The 18,873-nt window shown below is 41.3% G+C and carries 19 protein-coding genes; 13 read left to right on the plus strand and 6 right to left on the minus strand.

The genetic code is table 11. The features are described 5' to 3' along the window. Positions 1 to 5: 5 nt before the first annotated feature. The gene (locus FG24_RS09575; RefSeq protein ID WP_036302929.1) at positions 6 to 950 is read left to right on the plus strand and encodes a hypothetical protein; all 945 of its coding nucleotides are present in this window, start codon (positions 6 to 8) and stop codon (positions 948 to 950) included. Here FG24_RS09575 and FG24_RS12750 read toward each other — a convergent pair. From FG24_RS12750 to FG24_RS09595, 3 genes are all read right to left on the minus strand, one after another. Further along, on the minus strand, positions 937 to 1,344 hold the full coding sequence (locus FG24_RS12750; RefSeq protein WP_235189756.1) for a hypothetical protein: 408 nt from the start codon (positions 1,342 to 1,344) through the stop codon (positions 937 to 939). The genes FG24_RS09575 and FG24_RS12750 overlap by 14 nt on opposite strands. Positions 1,345 to 1,360: 16 nt before the next feature. Continuing rightward, positions 1,361 to 1,846 (minus strand): thermonuclease family protein, encoded by a 486-nt coding sequence (locus FG24_RS09590; RefSeq protein WP_036302932.1) that lies wholly within the window; start codon positions 1,844 to 1,846, stop codon positions 1,361 to 1,363. Between the two features lie 231 nt (positions 1,847 to 2,077). Continuing rightward, complete coding sequence (locus FG24_RS09595; protein ID WP_036302934.1) at positions 2,078 to 2,689, minus strand: recombinase family protein; 612 nt, start codon at positions 2,687 to 2,689, stop codon at positions 2,078 to 2,080. Positions 2,690 to 2,883: 194 nt separating this feature from the next. On the opposite strand from FG24_RS09595, the gene FG24_RS09600 reads away from it, so the two are divergent. After that, complete coding sequence (locus FG24_RS09600; protein ID WP_036302936.1) at positions 2,884 to 3,174, plus strand: hypothetical protein; 291 nt, start codon at positions 2,884 to 2,886, stop codon at positions 3,172 to 3,174. A gap of 82 nt (positions 3,175 to 3,256) precedes the next feature. On the opposite strand, the gene FG24_RS12435 is transcribed toward FG24_RS09600, so the two are convergent. Together FG24_RS12435 and FG24_RS09610 are read right to left on the minus strand one after the other, a co-directional pair. Then, positions 3,257 to 3,976, minus strand: coding sequence for a hypothetical protein (locus FG24_RS12435; RefSeq protein ID WP_051901504.1), 720 nt, complete (start codon positions 3,974 to 3,976; stop codon positions 3,257 to 3,259). A 16-nt stretch (positions 3,977 to 3,992) separates the two neighbouring features. Beyond that, positions 3,993 to 4,952, minus strand: coding sequence for a hypothetical protein (locus tag FG24_RS09610; protein ID WP_036302937.1), 960 nt, complete (start codon positions 4,950 to 4,952; stop codon positions 3,993 to 3,995). Positions 4,953 to 5,102: 150 nt separating this feature from the next. On the opposite strand from FG24_RS09610, the gene FG24_RS09615 reads away from it, so the two are divergent. The 6 genes from FG24_RS09615 (at position 5,103) to FG24_RS09640 (ending at position 10,322) form a co-directional block, all read left to right on the plus strand. Beyond that, complete coding sequence (locus FG24_RS09615) at positions 5,103 to 5,873, plus strand: hypothetical protein (RefSeq protein WP_036302939.1); 771 nt, start codon at positions 5,103 to 5,105, stop codon at positions 5,871 to 5,873. Positions 5,874 to 6,002: 129 nt separating this feature from the next. Then, complete coding sequence (locus tag FG24_RS09620) at positions 6,003 to 6,257, plus strand: hypothetical protein (protein ID WP_036302941.1); 255 nt, start codon at positions 6,003 to 6,005, stop codon at positions 6,255 to 6,257. 280 nt (positions 6,258 to 6,537) lie between these two features. Beyond that, positions 6,538 to 8,136: a glycosyltransferase family 39 protein gene (locus tag FG24_RS09625; RefSeq protein WP_036302942.1), complete on the plus strand. Its 1,599-nt coding sequence runs from the start codon at positions 6,538 to 6,540 to the stop codon at positions 8,134 to 8,136. A gap of 4 nt (positions 8,137 to 8,140) precedes the next feature. Continuing rightward, entirely contained in the window at positions 8,141 to 9,118 is a 978-nt protein-coding gene (locus FG24_RS09630; RefSeq protein WP_051901505.1) for a glycosyltransferase family 2 protein, read from the plus strand. Then, complete coding sequence (locus FG24_RS09635) at positions 9,115 to 9,507, plus strand: GtrA family protein (RefSeq protein WP_036302943.1); 393 nt, start codon at positions 9,115 to 9,117, stop codon at positions 9,505 to 9,507. The genes FG24_RS09630 and FG24_RS09635 overlap by 4 nt, the downstream gene beginning before the upstream one ends. After that, positions 9,507 to 10,322, plus strand: coding sequence for a ChbG/HpnK family deacetylase (locus FG24_RS09640; RefSeq protein WP_036302944.1), 816 nt, complete (start codon positions 9,507 to 9,509; stop codon positions 10,320 to 10,322). The genes FG24_RS09635 and FG24_RS09640 overlap by 1 nt, the downstream gene beginning before the upstream one ends. An 87-nt stretch (positions 10,323 to 10,409) precedes the next feature. Here the strand turns inward: FG24_RS09640 and FG24_RS09645 are convergent, their stop codons facing one another. Next, entirely contained in the window at positions 10,410 to 10,880 is a 471-nt protein-coding gene (locus tag FG24_RS09645) for a hypothetical protein (RefSeq protein ID WP_036302946.1), read from the minus strand. 186 nt (positions 10,881 to 11,066) lie between these two features. On the opposite strand from FG24_RS09645, the gene FG24_RS09650 reads away from it, so the two are divergent. The 5 genes from FG24_RS09650 (at position 11,067) to pqqA (ending at position 18,858) form a co-directional block, all read left to right on the plus strand. After that, entirely contained in the window at positions 11,067 to 12,650 is a 1,584-nt protein-coding gene (locus FG24_RS09650; protein WP_081881007.1) for a beta (1-6) glucan synthase, read from the plus strand. A gap of 24 nt (positions 12,651 to 12,674) precedes the next feature. Then, positions 12,675 to 15,245, plus strand: coding sequence for a glycosyltransferase (locus FG24_RS09655; protein ID WP_051901506.1), 2,571 nt, complete (start codon positions 12,675 to 12,677; stop codon positions 15,243 to 15,245). Continuing rightward, positions 15,238 to 16,788: a sulfatase-like hydrolase/transferase gene (locus FG24_RS09660; RefSeq protein ID WP_051901507.1), complete on the plus strand. Its 1,551-nt coding sequence runs from the start codon at positions 15,238 to 15,240 to the stop codon at positions 16,786 to 16,788. Before FG24_RS09655 ends, FG24_RS09660 begins: the two co-directional genes overlap by 8 nt. 162 nt (positions 16,789 to 16,950) lie before the next feature. Then, the gene (locus FG24_RS09665; protein WP_036304205.1) at positions 16,951 to 18,639 is read left to right on the plus strand and encodes a GGDEF domain-containing protein; all 1,689 of its coding nucleotides are present in this window, start codon (positions 16,951 to 16,953) and stop codon (positions 18,637 to 18,639) included. Between the two features lie 147 nt (positions 18,640 to 18,786). Beyond that, complete coding sequence (gene pqqA, locus FG24_RS12560) at positions 18,787 to 18,858, plus strand: pyrroloquinoline quinone precursor peptide PqqA (RefSeq protein WP_012777389.1); 72 nt, start codon at positions 18,787 to 18,789, stop codon at positions 18,856 to 18,858. The last annotated feature ends 15 nt before the right edge of the window (positions 18,859 to 18,873 follow it).

Here is an 18,873-nt window from a genome sequence, read left to right on the forward strand (position 1 = left end):
GGTGTATGGATGTCTGGGAATGTGTATCTAAATTAGAGCTTGTGGTCTTCCTTAAAGAGCAATGGAGTTGGATTAAAGAGTTTGGCAACTCTGACTTTACAGTGGCTTTTATTGGTTCTTTAGCGGGTGCGCTTGGTGGTGCTTGGGCAGCGCAAAGGATTGCCGAGAGGGCGAAATATAAAGAACAGTTGATGACTGAGATGAAGCTAACAAATGCAGCCACATCAGTAGCATTTGGTATGGTTAGCTCTCTATTAGCACTCAAAGCACAACATATATTGCCAATCAAAACTGAGTACGACAAAGCAAAGCAAGAATTTACTGAGGCTATGGCAAGCCCTCACAAGCAGCAAAAGGAAATAGTTTTCATTGCTGACTTTCGTGCTCTTACTCCGCCAATATGTTCAATTGATGTTTTGCAATCATATGTACATGGAAAATTAATGATGAAGTCCAGACCCCTTGCCTTGATAGGTGCATTAGCTGAAGCATTGGAAGGAATTAAGTTCACTAACAACTTAAGAAACGAACTAATTCACAACTTCAAAAATAATAATGATGAAGACTATAAATCCAGACAAGCCGAAGTCTACTTTGGTATTACTCAAGTTGATGGCAAGCGTGATACTAGATACAACGATTTATTGAATGCAGTTTATAACAAGACGGATGACGCTATATTCTTTTGTATGCTGCTCATGAAAGACCTAAATGAGCATTGTACAAAAACCAAAGAACTATATGAGGATAAGTTTGGGAAGGGTGAAATTGAGCCTGACATTGCTACATTTGAAAAGCCTGCTAAAGCAGGACTGCTACCTGATGAGGCCAAATACAGCGACTGGATAACAAGCTTTCAGTCAAGACCAAAGAAGCTTTCAAGACTTCAGAGATTTAAGAATTGGCTAATTACAGAGCTATTCAAGAAGCGCAGCTTCAAGTTAGGTTAACAAGCCTCGGAAATCTATCATGCACCCAAGCATACTCTTCAGGGGTGTCTTCAGTGACCACATATACACGCCGCTCATCATTGTTATTCACAATTAGAGCCTCGATAGCCTTGCCCTTTGGTACATCAATCCAGTGAGATACCTTCTCAGCATCCTTCTCCATGAAGCCGTGAGCTGCTAACTGTACAATCACAGGGTTATAGCGTTCCCACTTACCGAGTTCGATAGAGTCAGACCTAGCCCATCCACCTTGCACAAAGGGAGCTTGTTCTTCTATGCGTCTTCCCCATTTAACCCATTCAATGCTACCGTCACTCTTGACCACTGGAAGTGCAGCTTTAGGGTTGGGGAAGTAGACCTTCCACTCTTTATCAGATGACTCAGTGTATCTCACCCCAGAGCACATAGAGCTACCTTGTAGCCTTTCTCCAGTCCCAAGGAGGTATAGGGTTAGGTTCTACCCAAAGTCCTGCCTGAGATGCTCGAGCGTCTTCCTGAGCGTCTAAATACGAATGCCTATCCTCTAGTGGTTGCTCATTGCTGTACTTGGTATAGTGCCACGCTAAGCCTCGCTTAACTTGCTCTAAGTTTGCATCAAGGTCATTGACCCACACCTTGCCGACAATACGGCTATAGCGGTCTACCTTAGACCAGTCTACCTGCACAGTTTTGTTATAGACTAAATCTGATAGTGACTTCTTTGAGACCTGACCAAAGGGCTGCTTCTTTTCAGGTGCATCAATACCAGACAATCTGACTTTGTACTGAGTGTTGCTTGCATCTAGCACAGTGATAGTGTCACCATCAGCCACCCCTACAACTCTCCCTTCAAGTATTGCAGCCTGAGCTGGTGAGAATAGGAGAGAGGCAAGTAAAACAACAATGTATTTAATCATTCAAGGATTATCGTACATCATGCCTCTATGTGTCTATTGAGCTAAGCTTTGAGTCTCTCTAGGGCGCAATAAAAAGGCTGACCCATACACACATATAGGACAGCCTTAGATAACGCCTTATAGAGCGTTTATGTGGGTCAATACAACATGTTATGTAACACCCATCCAGTCAAAATGGAGACTAGGAGACCACATCCAACCATGAAGACACCAATCATTAAGCTCTTCATCTTAAGCACTCTTCGAGGTGAGACTTACATCACCAGCCTTGAGATATTGATACAAGGTCTCTCTTGATATTCCGTACTCCCTAGCAAGTGCAGCACGGTTCTTATTGCCATTCTCTTTATCCTTAGCTAATAGCTCAGTCACTCTAGCATCACTCAAAGTAGGCTTACGTCCAGCATAAGCACCCTTAGCCTTGGCAATAGCAATCCCTTCACGCTGCCTTTCTTTGATTAGCTCACGCTCAAACTCAGCAAAGCTACCAAGTATGTTTAGCATCAGCTTAGACAGAGAGGACTCATCCCCTGTGAATGTCATATTCTCTTTGACGAACTGGACACCCACACCCTTATCATTCAACTCCCTAACGATAGCCTTCATGTCGGTCAAGTTACGTGCAAGCCTATCCATTGAGTGAACTATCAATGTGTCACCTTTGCGGAGGTGCTTGAGTGCAGCTTGAAGCTGTGGTCTAGCTGTGTCCTTACCACTAGCCTTATCAATGAAGACTTCATCAAGGTTGAAACCCTGAAGTTGCTCTTCTTGTCTGCTAGTGTTTTGGTCTACTGTAGATACACGGATGTAGCCTACCAATTGCCCTGAGTGTTTGCTTGTCATGTTATTGTCGTCCTGAGTGAGTGTGTCAGGATAGAGTCTAAGACCTAATACACAATGTGTCAAGTAATTAATATACCAATTCTAATCTGACACAATTCAAGGTGTGGCTTAATGTCAGTTTAGAGTACACCCCAAGCTGACACTTCAAGTAAAATGCTTAGATACAAACAACTATAAACAAAGGGAGCTATTAAATGACTTCAAGCATCCGTTTTACGGTATTGAGTGTGCTAGCTACATTACTGATACCCATAACAGCATCAGCCGATATGTTCACACCTTCTCACTCATGCAGGAAGCCATACAAGCCTTATGAGTTTCAAAGTAAGTATGAGGTAGAGACATTCAATAATGATGTTAAACGCTATAAGGAGTGCATCAGTGACTTTGTTGAGGAGCAGGATGAAGCCAGCAAGAAACACCTTGAAGCTGGACAAGATGCAATTGAAGACTGGAATAAGTATGTCAAGTATGAATTAAACTGATTACAAGGGGTACAGGGGGGAGTCGCAACTTCCTTAAACTATCAATGACCTCACGAATTTTTGTGATTAAAGTTTTTGCTAATCAATCTGGTGAATTAAGTCTACCCATTCTAATTAACTCTGCACCGAAGCGACTAATAAAACTAGCTTCAAAAATGTTTTTGACTAGAAATACTGCTTTGCCAGATGGTTGTATAAAAGCTTCGTTATACTTCGTATTTACTTGGCTTGAAACCATATAGAGCCACTGGAACCCACCATAAACAAATCGGTAACAAGTGATATTGTTTAATCTATCCCGCGAAGGCTGGACAATTAAGTCAGTAACTACACCTTCATGTTTCAAACCATACATGATGCAGCCAAAATCGTTGCTTTTTCCAGCGTCCGAATTGACTAGCATAACCCTTAATTTTTCTTCATAAACACCCAAATTCACATTCTTGAAAAAAGGAAGTGTTGAAACACTCGCTCTCCACAAAATTGATAGTTGGAAGAGTTTAAATTTTGAATAGTCAATGTCTGTAATTATTACTAAGTTTCCACTTCTTTCCACACCTAAACTCAGCCCACCTTTTAGGACTAAGCTGGCATAACGCTCCCATTTTGAGAGTTTGCTTTCACAAGCCGCACATAAGAGTTTTTCGCTTAAACCCTTTTGCAACATTGAATTTCTTTGTTCGGGGATTGTAGATAGGACATGAAAGCGGTGCTTATCGTCATACATCGTTTTGTAAAGAAATTCAGGAATGATATGGGAGTTTTTAAGCTCTGCTTCACTTTTACACAATGCACAAATCATGATTCGCTTATTTGGACTAAGCTAGAGTCAAGTCTATAGGTAATGGAAAGCGAGCATTAGCAATGATGTCATCCGCGAAGTTTTCCCAATTACCACGCGCTACTCGTCTAGAAATGTAATGTGCTGCCATATTTACATAAGCACTAGATACCGATGCTAAGTCCTCTGTGAATTGGGTTAAAGCTTGTGTGTAATCCAAACCATATGACAAATAAATTGCATCCCTGTAGTTAGCTTTGCCACGATACCTGAAAGCTTCATAAAGAAAGTTTACGAAAGCTGGTGACAACCTTTCATCTCGTAGCTCTTTTGCAGCATTAGTTCTGAAGTTGGAAACTCCTAAATCTCTGAATGACCTAGACTCTCTAACTTTATCTTCAATTTCCACCTGTTTATACTTTGCAGTTCCCTTTAAATAGGACAGAGCACCACCAAGTGCTTCAGCAGTATTTCTGGGTGCCTCTCTCAAGTCAAAATTGTTACCCATTCTAATTGCGGTAATTTGGTCATCGATACTGGCAGGCGTTAAGTCCTTTATGCTGTATTGAAAAGGATTTACTACGAGCCCTCTATCAACAATTTCTGACTGAAATATATTTGCTGTATCACTGTGGCTCTGTGGGTCAGCGCCATTGGTTGCAGCAATCATTGCTTTACTTGCATAGTAAATTGAGTAATACCAAGATACTATTGCAGACCTTACGCAAGAGTATGGTTCATCTAAATCACTGAGCTTGGCTAATGAAGCAGCATTGTGCAACGCCATTAGTAGACATCCAAATGCTAAAGTATCAGCTTCTTCATTAGGTGCACGTCTGTTCTGACCTGCATAAAATGCTCGCAAAGAAGGATTTTCAAACGCGTTAGTATTTACCAGAATTGCTAAAGCTCTCATCCAATAAGTGGTGCCTTGAAATGCATATTTTGCATCTGGTAGCTCATATTGGTCGTATAAACGGTCTATTAACCAAGACATTAAGAATCCCTCGACTTTTCAAAAGCATAGCTTAGTTGAGGTGCGCATTTAGGTCTACACTGTAACAGCTATAAAGTATCAATTTTGTTACGAAAATTTATGGTATAACTTTCTCATCGTTGACTTGTTTGATGGGCTAGGGGGCTTGGTATGGAACTTCATTCTTTTGATGAGCACTGTTTAGAGCTACTTGAAGCCTTGCCAAACGGACACTCCAGAAACTACTTTAGGTCTGCTATCAATCATCTTAGACTTGGTGAGAAACTATATCCATTTGACAGCTCAATGGGTGTATTCAGACACATAACTGCCGAAGAGGAAGCAGCTTCAGGTTTGATGCAATGTCTCAAAGACAAAGGATACACGAATGCTGATAAGTTAGACCCTTGGAGACACCAACATAAGCATGCAGTAATTCCAATGTTCTCTGCTATTTGTGGTTATTTAAATACGATGACTACTGACCTTGGAATAGTAATTGACCTTTCAATCAAGGAGCTAAACGAAGTAAAGAGTGTTGCTTTAAGTGTGACTCAAACGATTAACGGCAACAATATGACTTACGAGCCAATTCCACCACTTAATTTCACTTTTACCAGTGAAGGAAAGCGTCTATCCTACAAGAAATATTTAGATGAGTTTGCAAGCGCTAAGGGTGTTAAAGATGTCGCTAAACATATCGAGCAAGCAGCAAATAAGCGAAATCAAATACTATATGCCAGTCCTAAAGGCTATCCCGCACAAGTTGAAGTAGAGCCTCATTTCTTTACCGCCTATCAAAGTAGAGTATTCAGCATGCTTAGAACATACCTGCTTATTGTGCCGTACCATGAAAAGCTGCCATTCGTTCAGGATGTCTTAGATGCATTCTTGAGTATGCTAGGTAAAATTAAACTAGATGACATTCACACGGATATTTAATCCTAAGCACCTCTCAGTGGGGGGTATCAACGCATCAATGCTTGCACGAAAATTTATGGTGAAAGTTTTCTTGTGTTTCACTCCAACAGTACCTATAGTCATCGCAAATAATTTAAATAAGGACGCAGCATGAAAAAACTATTAGTAACAGTACAAGTGGAGTTAGATGTCCCTGACACTTGGGATTTGGTAGAGCATCCTGACGAAGTTCAAGCAATTAAGATTGAAGACGGTCGGTACATGTATATGAGTTTTTTGCCTATGTTTACCAAAGACCCAAAGGAGGGTGCCGAATGGTCAAGCGAGTGCTCTGATGAGTTTACAAATAAGCTCTTGGATATGGTTGCTGATGAAGAGGTCTTGATGAAGTTTGAAACAGAGTAATAAAATTGTTGCCTTTTGACGTCTCAATATATTAAACTGCTACGCACAACTGTTACACACAGTTCAAATGGCTGAGTATTAAGTCATTGATTTTAAAGCTTCAATACCCTCGATATAAAGACTCGTGTCGGGGGCACCATGAGTCTAATAAGTTCATTGGTGTTGGTATCACTTGCTGGGTAGTGCTTTTAAGTGTGCAACACATTGGTTTGAACGTATTTTAATTAATTCACAGTAAATATATGAGCTTTGGCTTAAATAGTATTAACAAACCAATAAAATGACATCAAAATTATTTCAAAGACTATCTTTAGCTCTATTTTCATTATTGGCTGTTTTTATTCTAGTCACGTTTAAGCAGTACGGGATTAGCAATGACGAGCAAGTGCAGCATGTTTATGGGCAATTGTTGCTAAATTTTTATAGTACAGGTTTTGCAGATCATGCAGCTTTTACTTACAAAAATCTCTATTTGTACGGCGGGCTATTTGATTTAGTCGCCGCTATGTTAGAAAAAATCTTACCACTTTGGGTGTGGGATATTCGCCATTTGCTTTCAGCCTTGTTTGGATTCGCTGGAATCGTGGCTGTCTATAAGGTTACTAATGAACTTGCTGGGCGACGCGCTGCTTTTCTAGCCGCATTTTTACTGGCGATTACAGGGGCTTGGGCTGGTGCGATGTTTACGCATACCAAAGACGTATCCTTTGCGGCTTGTATGGTGTGGGCGTTGTATTACACGCTACTGATTTCTAAACACTTGCCTCATGTTCCTTTAGCCTTGAGTTTGAAGCTGGGTGTTGCTGTGGGAATGGCATTGGGCTTAAGAATAGGTGGTGCATTTGCTGTCATTTATTTGCTTTTAATGCTGCTGGTAGCAGGGTGGTTAAATGCTAAAAGCTTGAAACTTAAATTGGATTTCTACTGGCAGAGTTTTTTAGGCTTGTTACCTGCTGGTGTTGTGGCTTTTTGCTTAATGGCTATTTTCTGGCCATGGTCTGTGATGGGTGCTGATCACATTTTGATTGCTGTAAAGTCTTTCTCGCACTTTGCGTTTGATATGAATACCATTATCAATGGTGAATTTATTCGTATTGGTGATGTTCCGCGTACTTATTTGTTTCAGTATTTGGGGATTCGATTACCAGAGATTTTTCTGTTAGGTTTAGTTAGCTTTTTTGTTGTGTTAGCAATTAGATTTAAGCACTTAGTGTTAGCACATAAGCTCCCGGAAATTACGGTGGCGATTGCACTGTTCACGCCTTTGATTTTTGTGATTTTAGATCGTCCTGCGCTTTATAATGGGGTAAGACATTTTACATTTGTGATTCCTACATTAGCGATTGTCGCCGGTATTGGTTTGTCTAAAATGTTTGATATGTTGGCAGCTCATCAAAAGTGGCGTGTATGTTTTGCAACTGTATGTATGCTATTAAGCATGAATACAATTTATACGCTATGCGCGCTGCATCCTTATCAGTACTTGTATTACAATCATTTTGCAGGCGCAGATTTTAAGCAAGCCCAACATGATTGGGAGGGCGATTACTGGTCTAGTAGTTTGATTGATGCTACCAAGATTTTGGCAAGACATGTTGATGCTGAGGCTGTGTCGAATAGTAAAGTGTCTGAATATTCAGTAGCTGTTTGTGCAGAGGCTTTTCAGGGGCAGGCCTATTTAGATGAAAGATTTAAAATTACCGAAAATTGGGTGACGGCTGATTTCTTTATCTCTAGTACTAATATGAATTGCGATAAAGTACTGCAAGGTGAGGTTATTGGGATTGTTGAGCGCTTAGGTGCTCCGTTAGCTGTCGTTAAAGACCGTAGAGCATTAATTGGCGAAGCGCGTAGACCGCGTGCAGCACCACGAGATTAAACACATGAACAAGAATATTCTCCCAAGACTAAATACTGAAGCGCACATTAGTGTGATTGTGCCGGCCTTTAATGAAGAGGCTGCCATTGTTAGCACTATCCAAAATATTGCAGAACGCCTTAAACAGTTGACTTCAACTTGGGAAATTGTGGTGATTGATGATGGTAGTCGTGATCAAACTGCTAATGTTGTGCGTCACTTACCTGACAGTTTGCAAACTACATTGGTGCGTTTCTCACGCAACTTTGGTAAAGAGTATGCAATTACTGCTGGCTTGGAATATGCGACCGGTAATGTAGTAATTTGTATGGATGCCGATGGTCAGCACTCATCTGACTTATTGACGCAGATGCTAGAAAAATGGCGTGAAGGTTACGACATGGTTTATGCGTACCGCCAAGATCGTGCCGTAGAGTCTCGATTTAAACGCTGGGGTTCACGTATTTTCTATCGTGCGATTAGTTTAGGCGGACAGATTCATATTCCACGAGATGCTGGGGATTTCCGTTTGATGGACAGGCAAGTGGTGAATGCATTGCTTTCTTTGCCTGAGCGTAACCGCTTCATGAAGGGTATTTATGCATGGGTTGGCTATCATTCTATTGGTATTCCATTTACCCCATTACCACGCTCTCATGGTGAGAGTGCGTTCTCAAAACTAAAGCTAATTCAGTTGGCTTGGACAGGCGTGACCAGTTTTTCTGTGATGCCATTGCGCTTAGCGAGTGCGGTAGGTGCTTTACTTGCGGTACTGTCTTTTATTTATGGCATGTATGTGGTGATTGATCATATGTTTTTTAATGAATCAGTGCCAGGTTGGCCTACAATTATTGCCAGCATGATGTTTTTTGCTGGCGTGCAATTGTTGTTTATTGGTATTTTAGGTGAATACCTTTCTCGCATTTATGATGAGGTGAAAGGGCGCCCACCTTATATTGTGGCCGAGGTATTAAAACCACAAGTGACCATGCCTCATCAATGACACAGACGCATCGACATTCAATTTCATGGTTTGCCGTGATAGGCGCACTGGCTGCAGGTGTGCATTATGTGGTTGCCGTGAGTTTAGAATTAACACATGTGCTAAATGCAGTTTATGCAAATACTGCAGGCTTTGTTTTTGCGTTCCCAGTGAGCTATTTTGGGCATCGTAAACTTAGCTTTTCTGGGCAGGATTCGTCTCATCAGCATGCGTTCCCACGCTTCTTTATAGTTGCTTTATCTGGTTTTTTAGCCAATCAACTTTTGGTGATCAATGCCATTTATTTTACGAGTGTCCCATTTTGGTTGGTGCTTGGTATCGTGATGGTGATTGTTGCGGTTTCTACTTACTTTTTGAGCAGATACTGGGCATTTAAGGGGATGCGATAATGAAGCTTATCATTTGCGCGGATGACTTTGCACAAAGCCCTGAGATTGATACAGCGATTGTACGCCTAATAGAAAACAACAGGCTTAGTGCGACATCTTGCATGGTGAATAGCCCACACTGGGTGAGCTCTGCAAAGTTATTAACTGCCGAGATTCGGCAAAAAGCGCATATTGGATTACATCTTGATTTTACTCAGTTTGGATATCGATACCCACATTTTCTATTGACCTTGTTCAGCTTGTTGCGTTGTTTGCCAAAGCTAGCCATACAACAAAGTATTGAGCATCAACTGAATAGGTTTGAAGCTGAGCTGGGGACTAGCCCTGATTATGTTGATGGGCATCAGCATGTGCATCAACTTCCACAGATTCGTCAGATATTATTGTCTGTATTGAAGCAGCGTTATGATAAGCATTTGCCGTGGATAAGAATTGCTAAGCCACATATGGCCAGTGGAGTTAAAGGCCGCATCATTAAAATGTTGGGCGCGGATGCGCTAGAGCAAGAAGCTAAGCAGATGGGCTTTAGGTGTAGTGCTGTACTCTTGGGTGTTTATAACTTTAGTGGGAATATACAGGATTATAAAAAACGTTTAATCGACTGGGCAGCGCAGGCTAAGCAGGGCGTTGGTACATCGGTACTGATGTGTCACCCAGCCGCTGAAGAGCTACGAGAGAAAATGGTAGCGGGGCAAGTCGAGGACAGACAAATCAATGACCCGATTTACTCCGCCCGACTTAATGAGTTTCGTGTGCTTAATAGCGATTGTTTTGACGCTATATTTAACGAAGTCAAGATTGTACGTGAGCCCTAAACAAGTCGTTATCGCTTAGGTCATGCACGATATTGACTCGTGAGTTTGTGTTTAAATTCGCTAATTCGCTTTAAGTTGGTGGTGATATTAAACTGAAGCTGGTTTAGCCGATTTCTTTGATTTAGGGCTTGTTTGCATGACGCAGTACTCTTTACCATAAGTACCGATGTTGGAATCTATTTCATAGTAATGGTTGGTGTAAGCAAATTTCCCAGCTGCATTTTTATGTATATTTGCAATGCCTGTGCTGAACTCTGATGAACTTAGCTCCGTCATGCTTAATGTAAAAGCAACTTTGTTTAAATTGGCGACAGCTTTGCCTTTATAGACAAAAGAGTTCTCAGTTTCTACATGAAAGTCATAAATGCCGATGCTTCCTCTGCTTGCTGTGCGATTAAGCATTAGTTTTGCTTGTACTTGGTAGTTGCCTACTTTGTTATTGTTGCCTTTACATGTGTATGTGCCGCTATAGTTTGCACCAACAAAGTTTGGTTTTGCCTCTGCTATTTGAATAGAGCTAACCGTAAGTAGTAAAGAAGCGATAATCGTACGTTTCATGATGGATATATTAAGGTGTTTCGAAAGGGAGTATTGTAGCGTGAGGCTCTTAATGTATGAAGCTAAGTTTTTATATTTTTATACCTTAATATTTTGTTTTGTTTCGATGCTTGCATTATGATGAGCGCCTAAATCAACTTATCGTCGATTATTTAACCTATTACACCTGAATTTATGTCTGAATTTATGCAAATTTCCCAAGTTAAGGCATTGTCTACAAAACTACTCTGGCGTTTCAGTCTATTCAATATTGTTTTGTTAATAGGTTTAATCATCTGGCTTTGGCAGGAAACCAAAACAATTAACGTGATACAGCCGCAATTGCCTGCGGATGGAAAACTACAGTGCGTTTCTTACTCCCCTTATTATAACCCTGGGCAAACCCCGCTTAATCCGAATAGTTTTATTCAGCCAGCACAGATTGACCATGATCTTGCGGTGCTTTCCAAACAGTTTAATTGTGTCCGTATTTACTCTGTTTCTCAAGGGCTGGGCTATGTGCCAGAGGCGGCTTCTAAATTAGGGATGCAGGTTTACTTAGGTGCTTGGATAGGCTGGGTAGGGGCGAATAACGATAAAGAACTTGATCTGGCGATTAGTATCGCAAATAAGTATCCTAAAACGGTCAAAGCATTAATTGTCGGTAATGAGGTTTTATTACGTGGCGAACAGTCAGAAGCTGCGATGCAGGGGTATTTGCTAAAAGCACAGCAATTAACAGACGTGCCTGTCACCTATGCTGATGTGTGGGAGTTTTGGCGTAAACATCCTCAGCTTGAATCTAATGTAGATTTCGTCACTGTGCATATTCTTCCATATTGGGAAGATGACCCGCAATCGGTTGCTCAGGCAAATCATCATGTAGTGAATGTGATGAGCTTGCTTAAAGATACTTTTAAGAAGCCAATTTTAATTGGTGAAACGGGTTGGCCATCTATTGGTAGGCAGCGACAGGTTTCTCAACCAAGTTTAATTAACCAAGCAACTTATCTACGCGGCTTTTTACAGCTTGCGCATGATAACGGCTGGCAGTACAACCTAATTGAGGCGATTGACCAGCCATGGAAGCGTGACCTTGAAGGTACGGTGGGTGGATATTGGGGGATGTATGACACAGCGTTAGCCCCTAAGTTTGCATTTACTGGTGATATTCAGCCACGAAATGATATTGGGAGTATCGTGCTGGCAGGCTTGTTAGGCTTTGCCTTATTTTTAGGGTTGGCATTTTACTTTCATGTGCGGCAGGGGTATGTGAAACTAGGTTTTGCTGCGGCAGGTACCGTGTTTGGTGTATCAGCTTGGTTGCAAACTCAGTACTTACTCAGTGCGTGTCGAAACGCCTTAGAATGGACGACTTTAGGTGGTTTGGCTGTGGTTGGCTGGCTAATGGTGATCGGTTTAGTGTTATGCGTATGCCAATCTCATCAACGTTATTTATTGATAGTAAAAACCTGTGCTTTTATATTGTTATGTGCGGCAATCAGTGCAACGGTTTTATTAATCGTTGATGGCCGGTATCGAGATTTCCCTATTAGCTTATTTGCATTGCCTGTTCTGCAATTATCATTTGCTTCAATGCTTCTTGATATAGACGTTAGGCTGCAACGTGTGCTTGCCTATGCAATGAGTGTAGTTTTAGTTATTGCGGCTTTGTGTAGCGTTTACTTAGAGGCTTACAATGTGTCCGCTTATTATTGGTTGGTGCTTTGTGGCTTACTCGCAGCGGCGTTGTGGCCTAAACATCAACTTTCAACTCGTTCATTATTTTAAGATAGAAATTTTCAGCGTAACTTTATGATTAAAAAATTTAAACGCTATTTAAGCCCATTTATTTTTGCAGTGGTAGTGGCTGCGATTCACTTTGGCATTTGGCATATTTCCAATCGTGCTCTACCGTTAATCAATGCACCTGATATTGTGAATGGCTTTGCATTCAGTGGGTTTCAAGAGGATCAAAGTCCGCTTAGAAAAGAATATCCGAGTGCGGCTGAGTTGGAAAAAGACTTGCAACTGCTCAAACCATTAACCAAACGTATTCGTATTTATGGTGCGCTTGAAAATAGCGAAGTTACCGCACTAGCTTCTAATTTAGGGTTTTATGTGACTGCCGGTGCATGGCTTGGTAGTGATGCTGTTGCTAATCAACGTGAAGTAGATGCGCTAAAGGTGAAAATTAAGCATTACCCAAGAATTGAACGTGCAATTGTGGGTAACGAAGTTTTGCTAAGAAACGACCTTACTCCAGAGCAGTTGATTAGTTACATAGAGGAAGTTCGCAAAACAACAAAATTGCCTATCTCTACAGCAGAACCTTGGCATGTATGGTTAAAGAACCCAGAGCTTGTGAAGCATGTTGATTATATTGCAGTGCATTTGCTGCCATACCATGAAGGCGTGCCCGTAGAGGCTGCCGTAGATTACTCGCTTAAGCGATATCAAGAGTTAATGGATGTTTATCCGAGAAAGAAAATCGTGATTACTGAAATTGGCTGGCCTAGTCATGGGCCAACTTTAGGTGCTGCGGTTGCGTCTGATGTGAATCAAGCGCTTTTTGTGAGGGAGTTTTTAGCCAAAACTGCGCATAAGAATTACGACTATTACTTAATGGAAGCATTTGATCAGCCTTGGAAGAAAGAGCTTGAGGGGTGGGCAGGCGCTTATTGGGGGATGTTTGATGCTGAGCGCCATGAGAAGTATTCATTACAAGGCGCAGTGCCTAAAGATGACCGTTGGAAAGCGAAGGCGCTATGGGCTAGTTTGCTAGGGCTATTGCCAATATTCTTTATCGCTTATCGATTTAGGCATTGGGGCTTAGGGGCGCGTAGTTCAATGGCGGTATTGCTTCAAGCCTGTATTACTACGTTAGTGGTTGCATGGAATTTGCCTGGAGATTATTACTATACGATGAAAGACTTTATCGTATTAGTGGCATTGCTGATAGGCATGGGATTAACGTCAGCAGTGTTGATGATCTACGCGGTTGAGTTTAGTGAAGTGATGTTTAAAAAAGGCTGGAATCGTGCATTCAAACGCGCGAAGCCTTTGCCTGCTGAGCAGGAGTTATTTGTTTCTGTGCATTTGGCCTGTTATAACGAGCCGCCTGAAATGGTGATTACTACCATTGAGAGTCTGGCGAAGCTTAACTACACCAATTTTGAAGTGATTGTTGTTGATAACAACACTAAAGATGAAGCTAAATGGAAGCCATTAGAAGCCTACATGGCGAAGATGCCAGAGAATTTTAAATTCTTTCATTTGCCACAATGGCCTGGCTTTAAAGCTGGTGCTTTGAATTTTGCGCTAGACCAAACTAATCCTAACGCACAAGTGGTGGGTGTGGTAGATGCTGATTATGAGGTAACACCGGATTGGCTTTCTGATTTAGTACCACATTTCTTAGAGCAAAAAGTGGCTGTGGTACAAGCACCGCAAGCCCATAGAGATTGGGAGCATAGCTTCTTCCGAAGTATGGGTAACTGGGAGTTTGAAGGCTTCTTCCGTATCGGGATGCATCATCGTCATGAGCGTAACGCATTGATTCAGCACGGCACAATGACATTGGTTAGGTATCAGGCGCTTATTGATAGTGGTAAATGGTCTGAATGGTGCATTTGTGAGGATACAGAGCTAGGGTTGCGCTTGCTTGAAGATGGATATGAGCTACGTTATATCGATGATACTTTTGGTCGAGGTCTAACGCCTGCTGACTTTAAAGCACTTAAATCGCAACGTTTCCGTTGGGCATTTGGCGCGATGCAAATTCTTAAGCATCACATACCTAAGCTATTGGGAGACTCCACGTTGACATTCGGGCAGCGCTATCACTTCTTAACTGGCTGGTTTGGTTGGTTAGGCGAGGCATTGCAGCTAGGCTTTACGATAGGCTCAATTGGCTGGTCTATCGCGATGCTTTTATTTCCAGAAGATGCAAGCCTGCCAGTCTCCATCATGATTACTACCATCATTTGTTTCTTGGTGATTAAAGCAATCATGGGGCCGATGCTATATTTGAAAACGATGACGTGCAAATGGATTGATATTTTTGGGGCATCGGTTGCAAGCCTTGGTCTATCACATGCAATTGCCAGAGGTATCATCAGCGGGTTAATCAAAAAAGATGGCGTGTTTAAAGTGACGGCAAAAGGGAAGGGGCTTAATAAAACTACTTGGTATGATTGGGTTGGCCCAATACAAGAGGAGTTGTTTTTACTGAGTGCTTTAACGTTATGTAGCATTGCCATGCTAATTACGCGCGGTATCAGCAATATTGATGCGCAAATATGGGTGGCGATGCTGAGTTTGCAATCATTGCCTTATTTAAGTGCTGTTGCTTGCCAAATTATCAGTAAAAAAGAAAATGGATAAGGCTCGCTTGATACCAGCTAATACACATAATCCTTATTGGTCAAATTCACATCATCGTCATTTCATCCGTGGCGTGATTCGATTTTTGACCTACCTCTGCGCATTTTTTCTGATGGCGATTGCTTATTGGATAGCTGATAATTTTGGTGAGCCCTCGCTTGAACAATTACTCTACCATGCGCAGTTTGGTATGGGCGGGCTGGTTGATACAGATGCTGCTGTGATTAAAAGCTTTTTGGTTTGGTGCGTTGCGCTACCAATATTAGGCTCGCTACTGCTGGTATTGATTGAGTACTCAATCGCATTGTTTATAACGCATGGGTCTACTCATTGGTTAACTAAACCAGCTCGGCTGGCTAATATCCATTTTATCAAGGTGTTTTATTGGTTTATTGGGCATCGGGCACCCTTATATGCATTGACGGCTGCAGCAGTGTATTTTGGGATTCAGTTTTCTGTCACGATATTTCTGCATAATCTATTTGGTAAAGATTATTTTGCAGCGCACTACCTTAATCCAATAGCCGTAAAAGTAGAGGCTGTACAACCTAAAAACTTAGTGCTGATTTATGTAGAAAGCCTCGAGAACTCTTATAAAGAACCTAAGTTGTTTGGTAAAAATCTATTAAGCAGTTTAGATCATTTAAAAGGCTTAAGTTTTACAGATTATAAAAAAGCACCAGGCACATGGTGGACAATTGCCGGCATTACAGCAACGCAATGCGGGGTGCCGCTTAAAAGCGTCAGTTTGTATGATGGCAATGATCAAGGCGAGAAAATGAAGACTTTTCTGCCTAATGCAGTTTGCCTAGGTGATATTTTGCATGATGCTGGCTATCACAATGTATACATGGGGGGAGATGCACTCGGCTTTGCGGGTAAAGGCATGTTCTTTAAAGACCATCATTATGATGAAGTTTATGGTCGCGATGAATTAAAAGGCAAGCTGACGGATGCTGAGTTGAATTTTTGGGGTTTGTACGATGACCACTTATTCGCGGCAGCTAAAGCTAAGCTGATCGCACTGCATAAGAAACAGCAACCGTTTAACTTAACAGTGACTACGATTGACACGCACGGCCCTGACGGACATATTTCCAGCTATTGTAAATCATTAGGTGTGAAGACTTTTGAAGGCATTGTGGAGTGCACATCAAATCAGGTTGCTGGTTTTGTGAAGTTCATCAAGAAAAGTGGTTATCTAAAAGATACGAATGTAGTGATTCTTGGTGATCATTTGGCGATGGAAAATCCGGTCAGTGATAAGTTAGACCGAGTAAAAGAGCGCCTTATTTTTAATCAATTCATTTCAAATAGCCATTTTGAGAAGAGTCGTAATTACATTTTGCCTTTTGATATGTTCCCTACCATTCTGGACTTTATCGGCTTTAAAGTGCAGGGCGGCAAATTAGGCTTAGGCTATACTGCTTTTTCTAAAGAAATAGATATGTCACGCATGCCTGATTATGAAGAAATGAATCAAGATTTACTCAATCAATCAGACATATACTTAGATCTTTGGAAGCGTAAAACCATACCTTAGATTCATTTTTTGCTTCATTTTAGAGCTTTATTTAAGCATACAGCTAAAGGGGGGGGTAGCTAAGGTGCTAGGGGACAGTATTGGCAATCTTAAGTCATTGGTTAAGTATCGTACTTTAGTTTGATTGATCCAGTTGATGAAGTGATTTTGAATGGTTGTGATATGAAACTTAGAACAAGATTTTTATTACTGATGACCTTGATTTTCATTGGTTTTATTTTTATTACTTGGACTTTGTCTGGCAGCTTGATGAACAAACTGAACCAGCAGTGGGGCGAGCAATTTGCGCAGCGTCAGGTGATGTTTGATAAGTATCGCACCTTAGCACCGCTGATCCGAGAAATTGCTTTAGCTAGGCAGATGGCTGCAGAGCCTGCCATTATCGAAATGGCATTACACGAGCACAATCCAGAAGTACAGAAGCGTGGCATTGCCGCCATGGAGAAGTATCGCTTTAATTTTCGTGATCATAGCTATTTTGCGGCTTTTGCAAACAGTGGCAATTATTATTTTAATGATGCTAAAAACCAATACGCCAATAAGCAATTGCGTTATGTATTATCGCCAACCACTGCAAAAGATAAGTGGTTTTATGCCACCTTAGTCAGTGGTAATAAGTATCAGGTGAATTTGGATCCAGATGTTCACCTTAATGTCACTAAAGCATGGATTAATGTATTAATCACAAAAGATAATGAAACACTCGGCGTCATTGGGACGGGTATAGACCTGACTGACTTGATTAAAGAAACCGTTAGCATTTATCAGCATGGTGTAGAGAATCTGTTTATTGATAAAAGTATGGCGATTCAATTAAATAGTGATCCTAAACTAATCGACTACATGACCATTGCAAAAGATGTCGGTCAGCGTATTAAAATCGATAAATTGTTAAGCAATCCTGACGATATTGAACGACTAAGAAAAACCATGCTTACGTTAGAAAATAATCCATCTGAGGTTGCAACTCTAAAGGTTGATTATAAAGGCAGTCAATATTTGCTAGGTGTAGCATTTTTGCCCGAAATCGGCTGGTATGACCTAACGTTGATGAACGACCAGAGTTTGAATCTGTATGATGACCTTTTAAAAGGTCACGTCTGGTTTGGTTTGGCACTATTGTCGGCATTGGTGATATTGGGATGGGCGTTGCATTATTGGATATTTAACCCTATATCAGCCTTACGTGCCTCTACAGATAAAATTGGTAGTGGCAACTTTGAAATTGATCCGCCTTTAACTGGCGCTGGTGAAATAGCGCATTTATCACGCTCATTTGAGCATATGGCACGCTTTGTAATTGATACCAATCATGAGTTAGAGCAGAAAGTTCGCGAACGTACTGAAGAGCTGCATCATTTGTCGGAAATGGATCCACTAACTGGTTTGCTAAACCGTCGTGGCATGATGGATCGGTTTGAAACCGAGTTTTCACGTCAGTCACGTCAAGGTGGTTCAATGGGGTTGTTATTACTTGATCTAGATTTATTTAAAGCGATTAATGATACTTTCGGCCATGCTGCAGGTGATTTAGCGCTTTGTGAAGTGGCTAAGGTGCTGCAGTCTTCAAAACGCGGTTATGACTACGTGGCAAGATGGGGTGGGGAGGAGTTTCTCATGCTTATGCCAAATTGCTCACAAGATGATCTTATGATGGTCGCTGAGCGTATTCGTTTAGAAGTTGCCGCGCTTATTATGCAATCTGGCGGAGATGTGTTTCACTTAACAGTGAGTATTGGCGTACATCGCCCACATATTCCAGAGACTTTAGATACGATGCTTCAAAAAGTAGATAGGGCCTTATATGCAGCCAAGAATGAAGGTAGGAATTGTGTTCGACTCGTAGCATAAACTTACTTAAGCAAACTAACTTCATGATTTTACTTAGTTACTGTTCATGAACAACAATAGTGCTGATAGTCTGCGTTGGCGCATAATTCACCCACACGAACAAGACAGCCGTCAGTTCTAGAAAAACTTAAACTTTGGAGAAATATTATGTGGACAACACCAGCAGCGACAGAAATGCGTTTTGGCTTTGAAGTAACCATGTATGTAATGAACAAATAAGTTTGTTCTACGAAA

It is taken from the genome of Methylotenera sp. L2L1 (genome assembly GCF_000744605.1).
Taxonomy (GTDB): Bacteria; Pseudomonadota; Gammaproteobacteria; order Burkholderiales; family Methylophilaceae; genus Methylotenera.

Coding starts and splice junctions, on each gene's coding strand:
- FG24_RS09590 (WP_036302932.1), bottom strand. CDS start 1,846: ATGATTAAATACATTGTTGTTTTACTTGCCTCTCTCCTATTCTCACCA.
- FG24_RS09655 (WP_051901506.1), top strand. CDS start 12,675: ATGATTAAAAAATTTAAACGCTATTTAAGCCCATTTATTTTTGCAGTG.
- FG24_RS09630 (WP_051901505.1), top strand. CDS start 8,141: ATGAACAAGAATATTCTCCCAAGACTAAATACTGAAGCGCACATTAGT.
- FG24_RS09620 (WP_036302941.1), top strand. CDS start 6,003: ATGAAAAAACTATTAGTAACAGTACAAGTGGAGTTAGATGTCCCTGAC.
- FG24_RS09625 (WP_036302942.1), top strand. CDS start 6,538: ATGACATCAAAATTATTTCAAAGACTATCTTTAGCTCTATTTTCATTA.
- FG24_RS09635 (WP_036302943.1), top strand. CDS start 9,115: ATGACACAGACGCATCGACATTCAATTTCATGGTTTGCCGTGATAGGC.
- FG24_RS12435 (WP_051901504.1), bottom strand. CDS start 3,976: ATGATTTGTGCATTGTGTAAAAGTGAAGCAGAGCTTAAAAACTCCCAT.
- FG24_RS09645 (WP_036302946.1), bottom strand. CDS start 10,880: ATGAAACGTACGATTATCGCTTCTTTACTACTTACGGTTAGCTCTATT.
- FG24_RS09615 (WP_036302939.1), top strand. CDS start 5,103: ATGGAACTTCATTCTTTTGATGAGCACTGTTTAGAGCTACTTGAAGCC.
- FG24_RS09595 (WP_036302934.1), bottom strand. CDS start 2,689: ATGACAAGCAAACACTCAGGGCAATTGGTAGGCTACATCCGTGTATCT.
- FG24_RS09650 (WP_081881007.1), top strand. CDS start 11,067: ATGCAAATTTCCCAAGTTAAGGCATTGTCTACAAAACTACTCTGGCGT.
- FG24_RS09600 (WP_036302936.1), top strand. CDS start 2,884: ATGACTTCAAGCATCCGTTTTACGGTATTGAGTGTGCTAGCTACATTA.
- FG24_RS09640 (WP_036302944.1), top strand. CDS start 9,507: ATGAAGCTTATCATTTGCGCGGATGACTTTGCACAAAGCCCTGAGATT.
- FG24_RS09660 (WP_051901507.1), top strand. CDS start 15,238: ATGGATAAGGCTCGCTTGATACCAGCTAATACACATAATCCTTATTGG.
- FG24_RS09610 (WP_036302937.1), bottom strand. CDS start 4,952: ATGTCTTGGTTAATAGACCGTTTATACGACCAATATGAGCTACCAGAT.
- FG24_RS09665 (WP_036304205.1), top strand. CDS start 16,951: ATGAAACTTAGAACAAGATTTTTATTACTGATGACCTTGATTTTCATT.
- FG24_RS09575 (WP_036302929.1), top strand. CDS start 6: ATGGATGTCTGGGAATGTGTATCTAAATTAGAGCTTGTGGTCTTCCTT.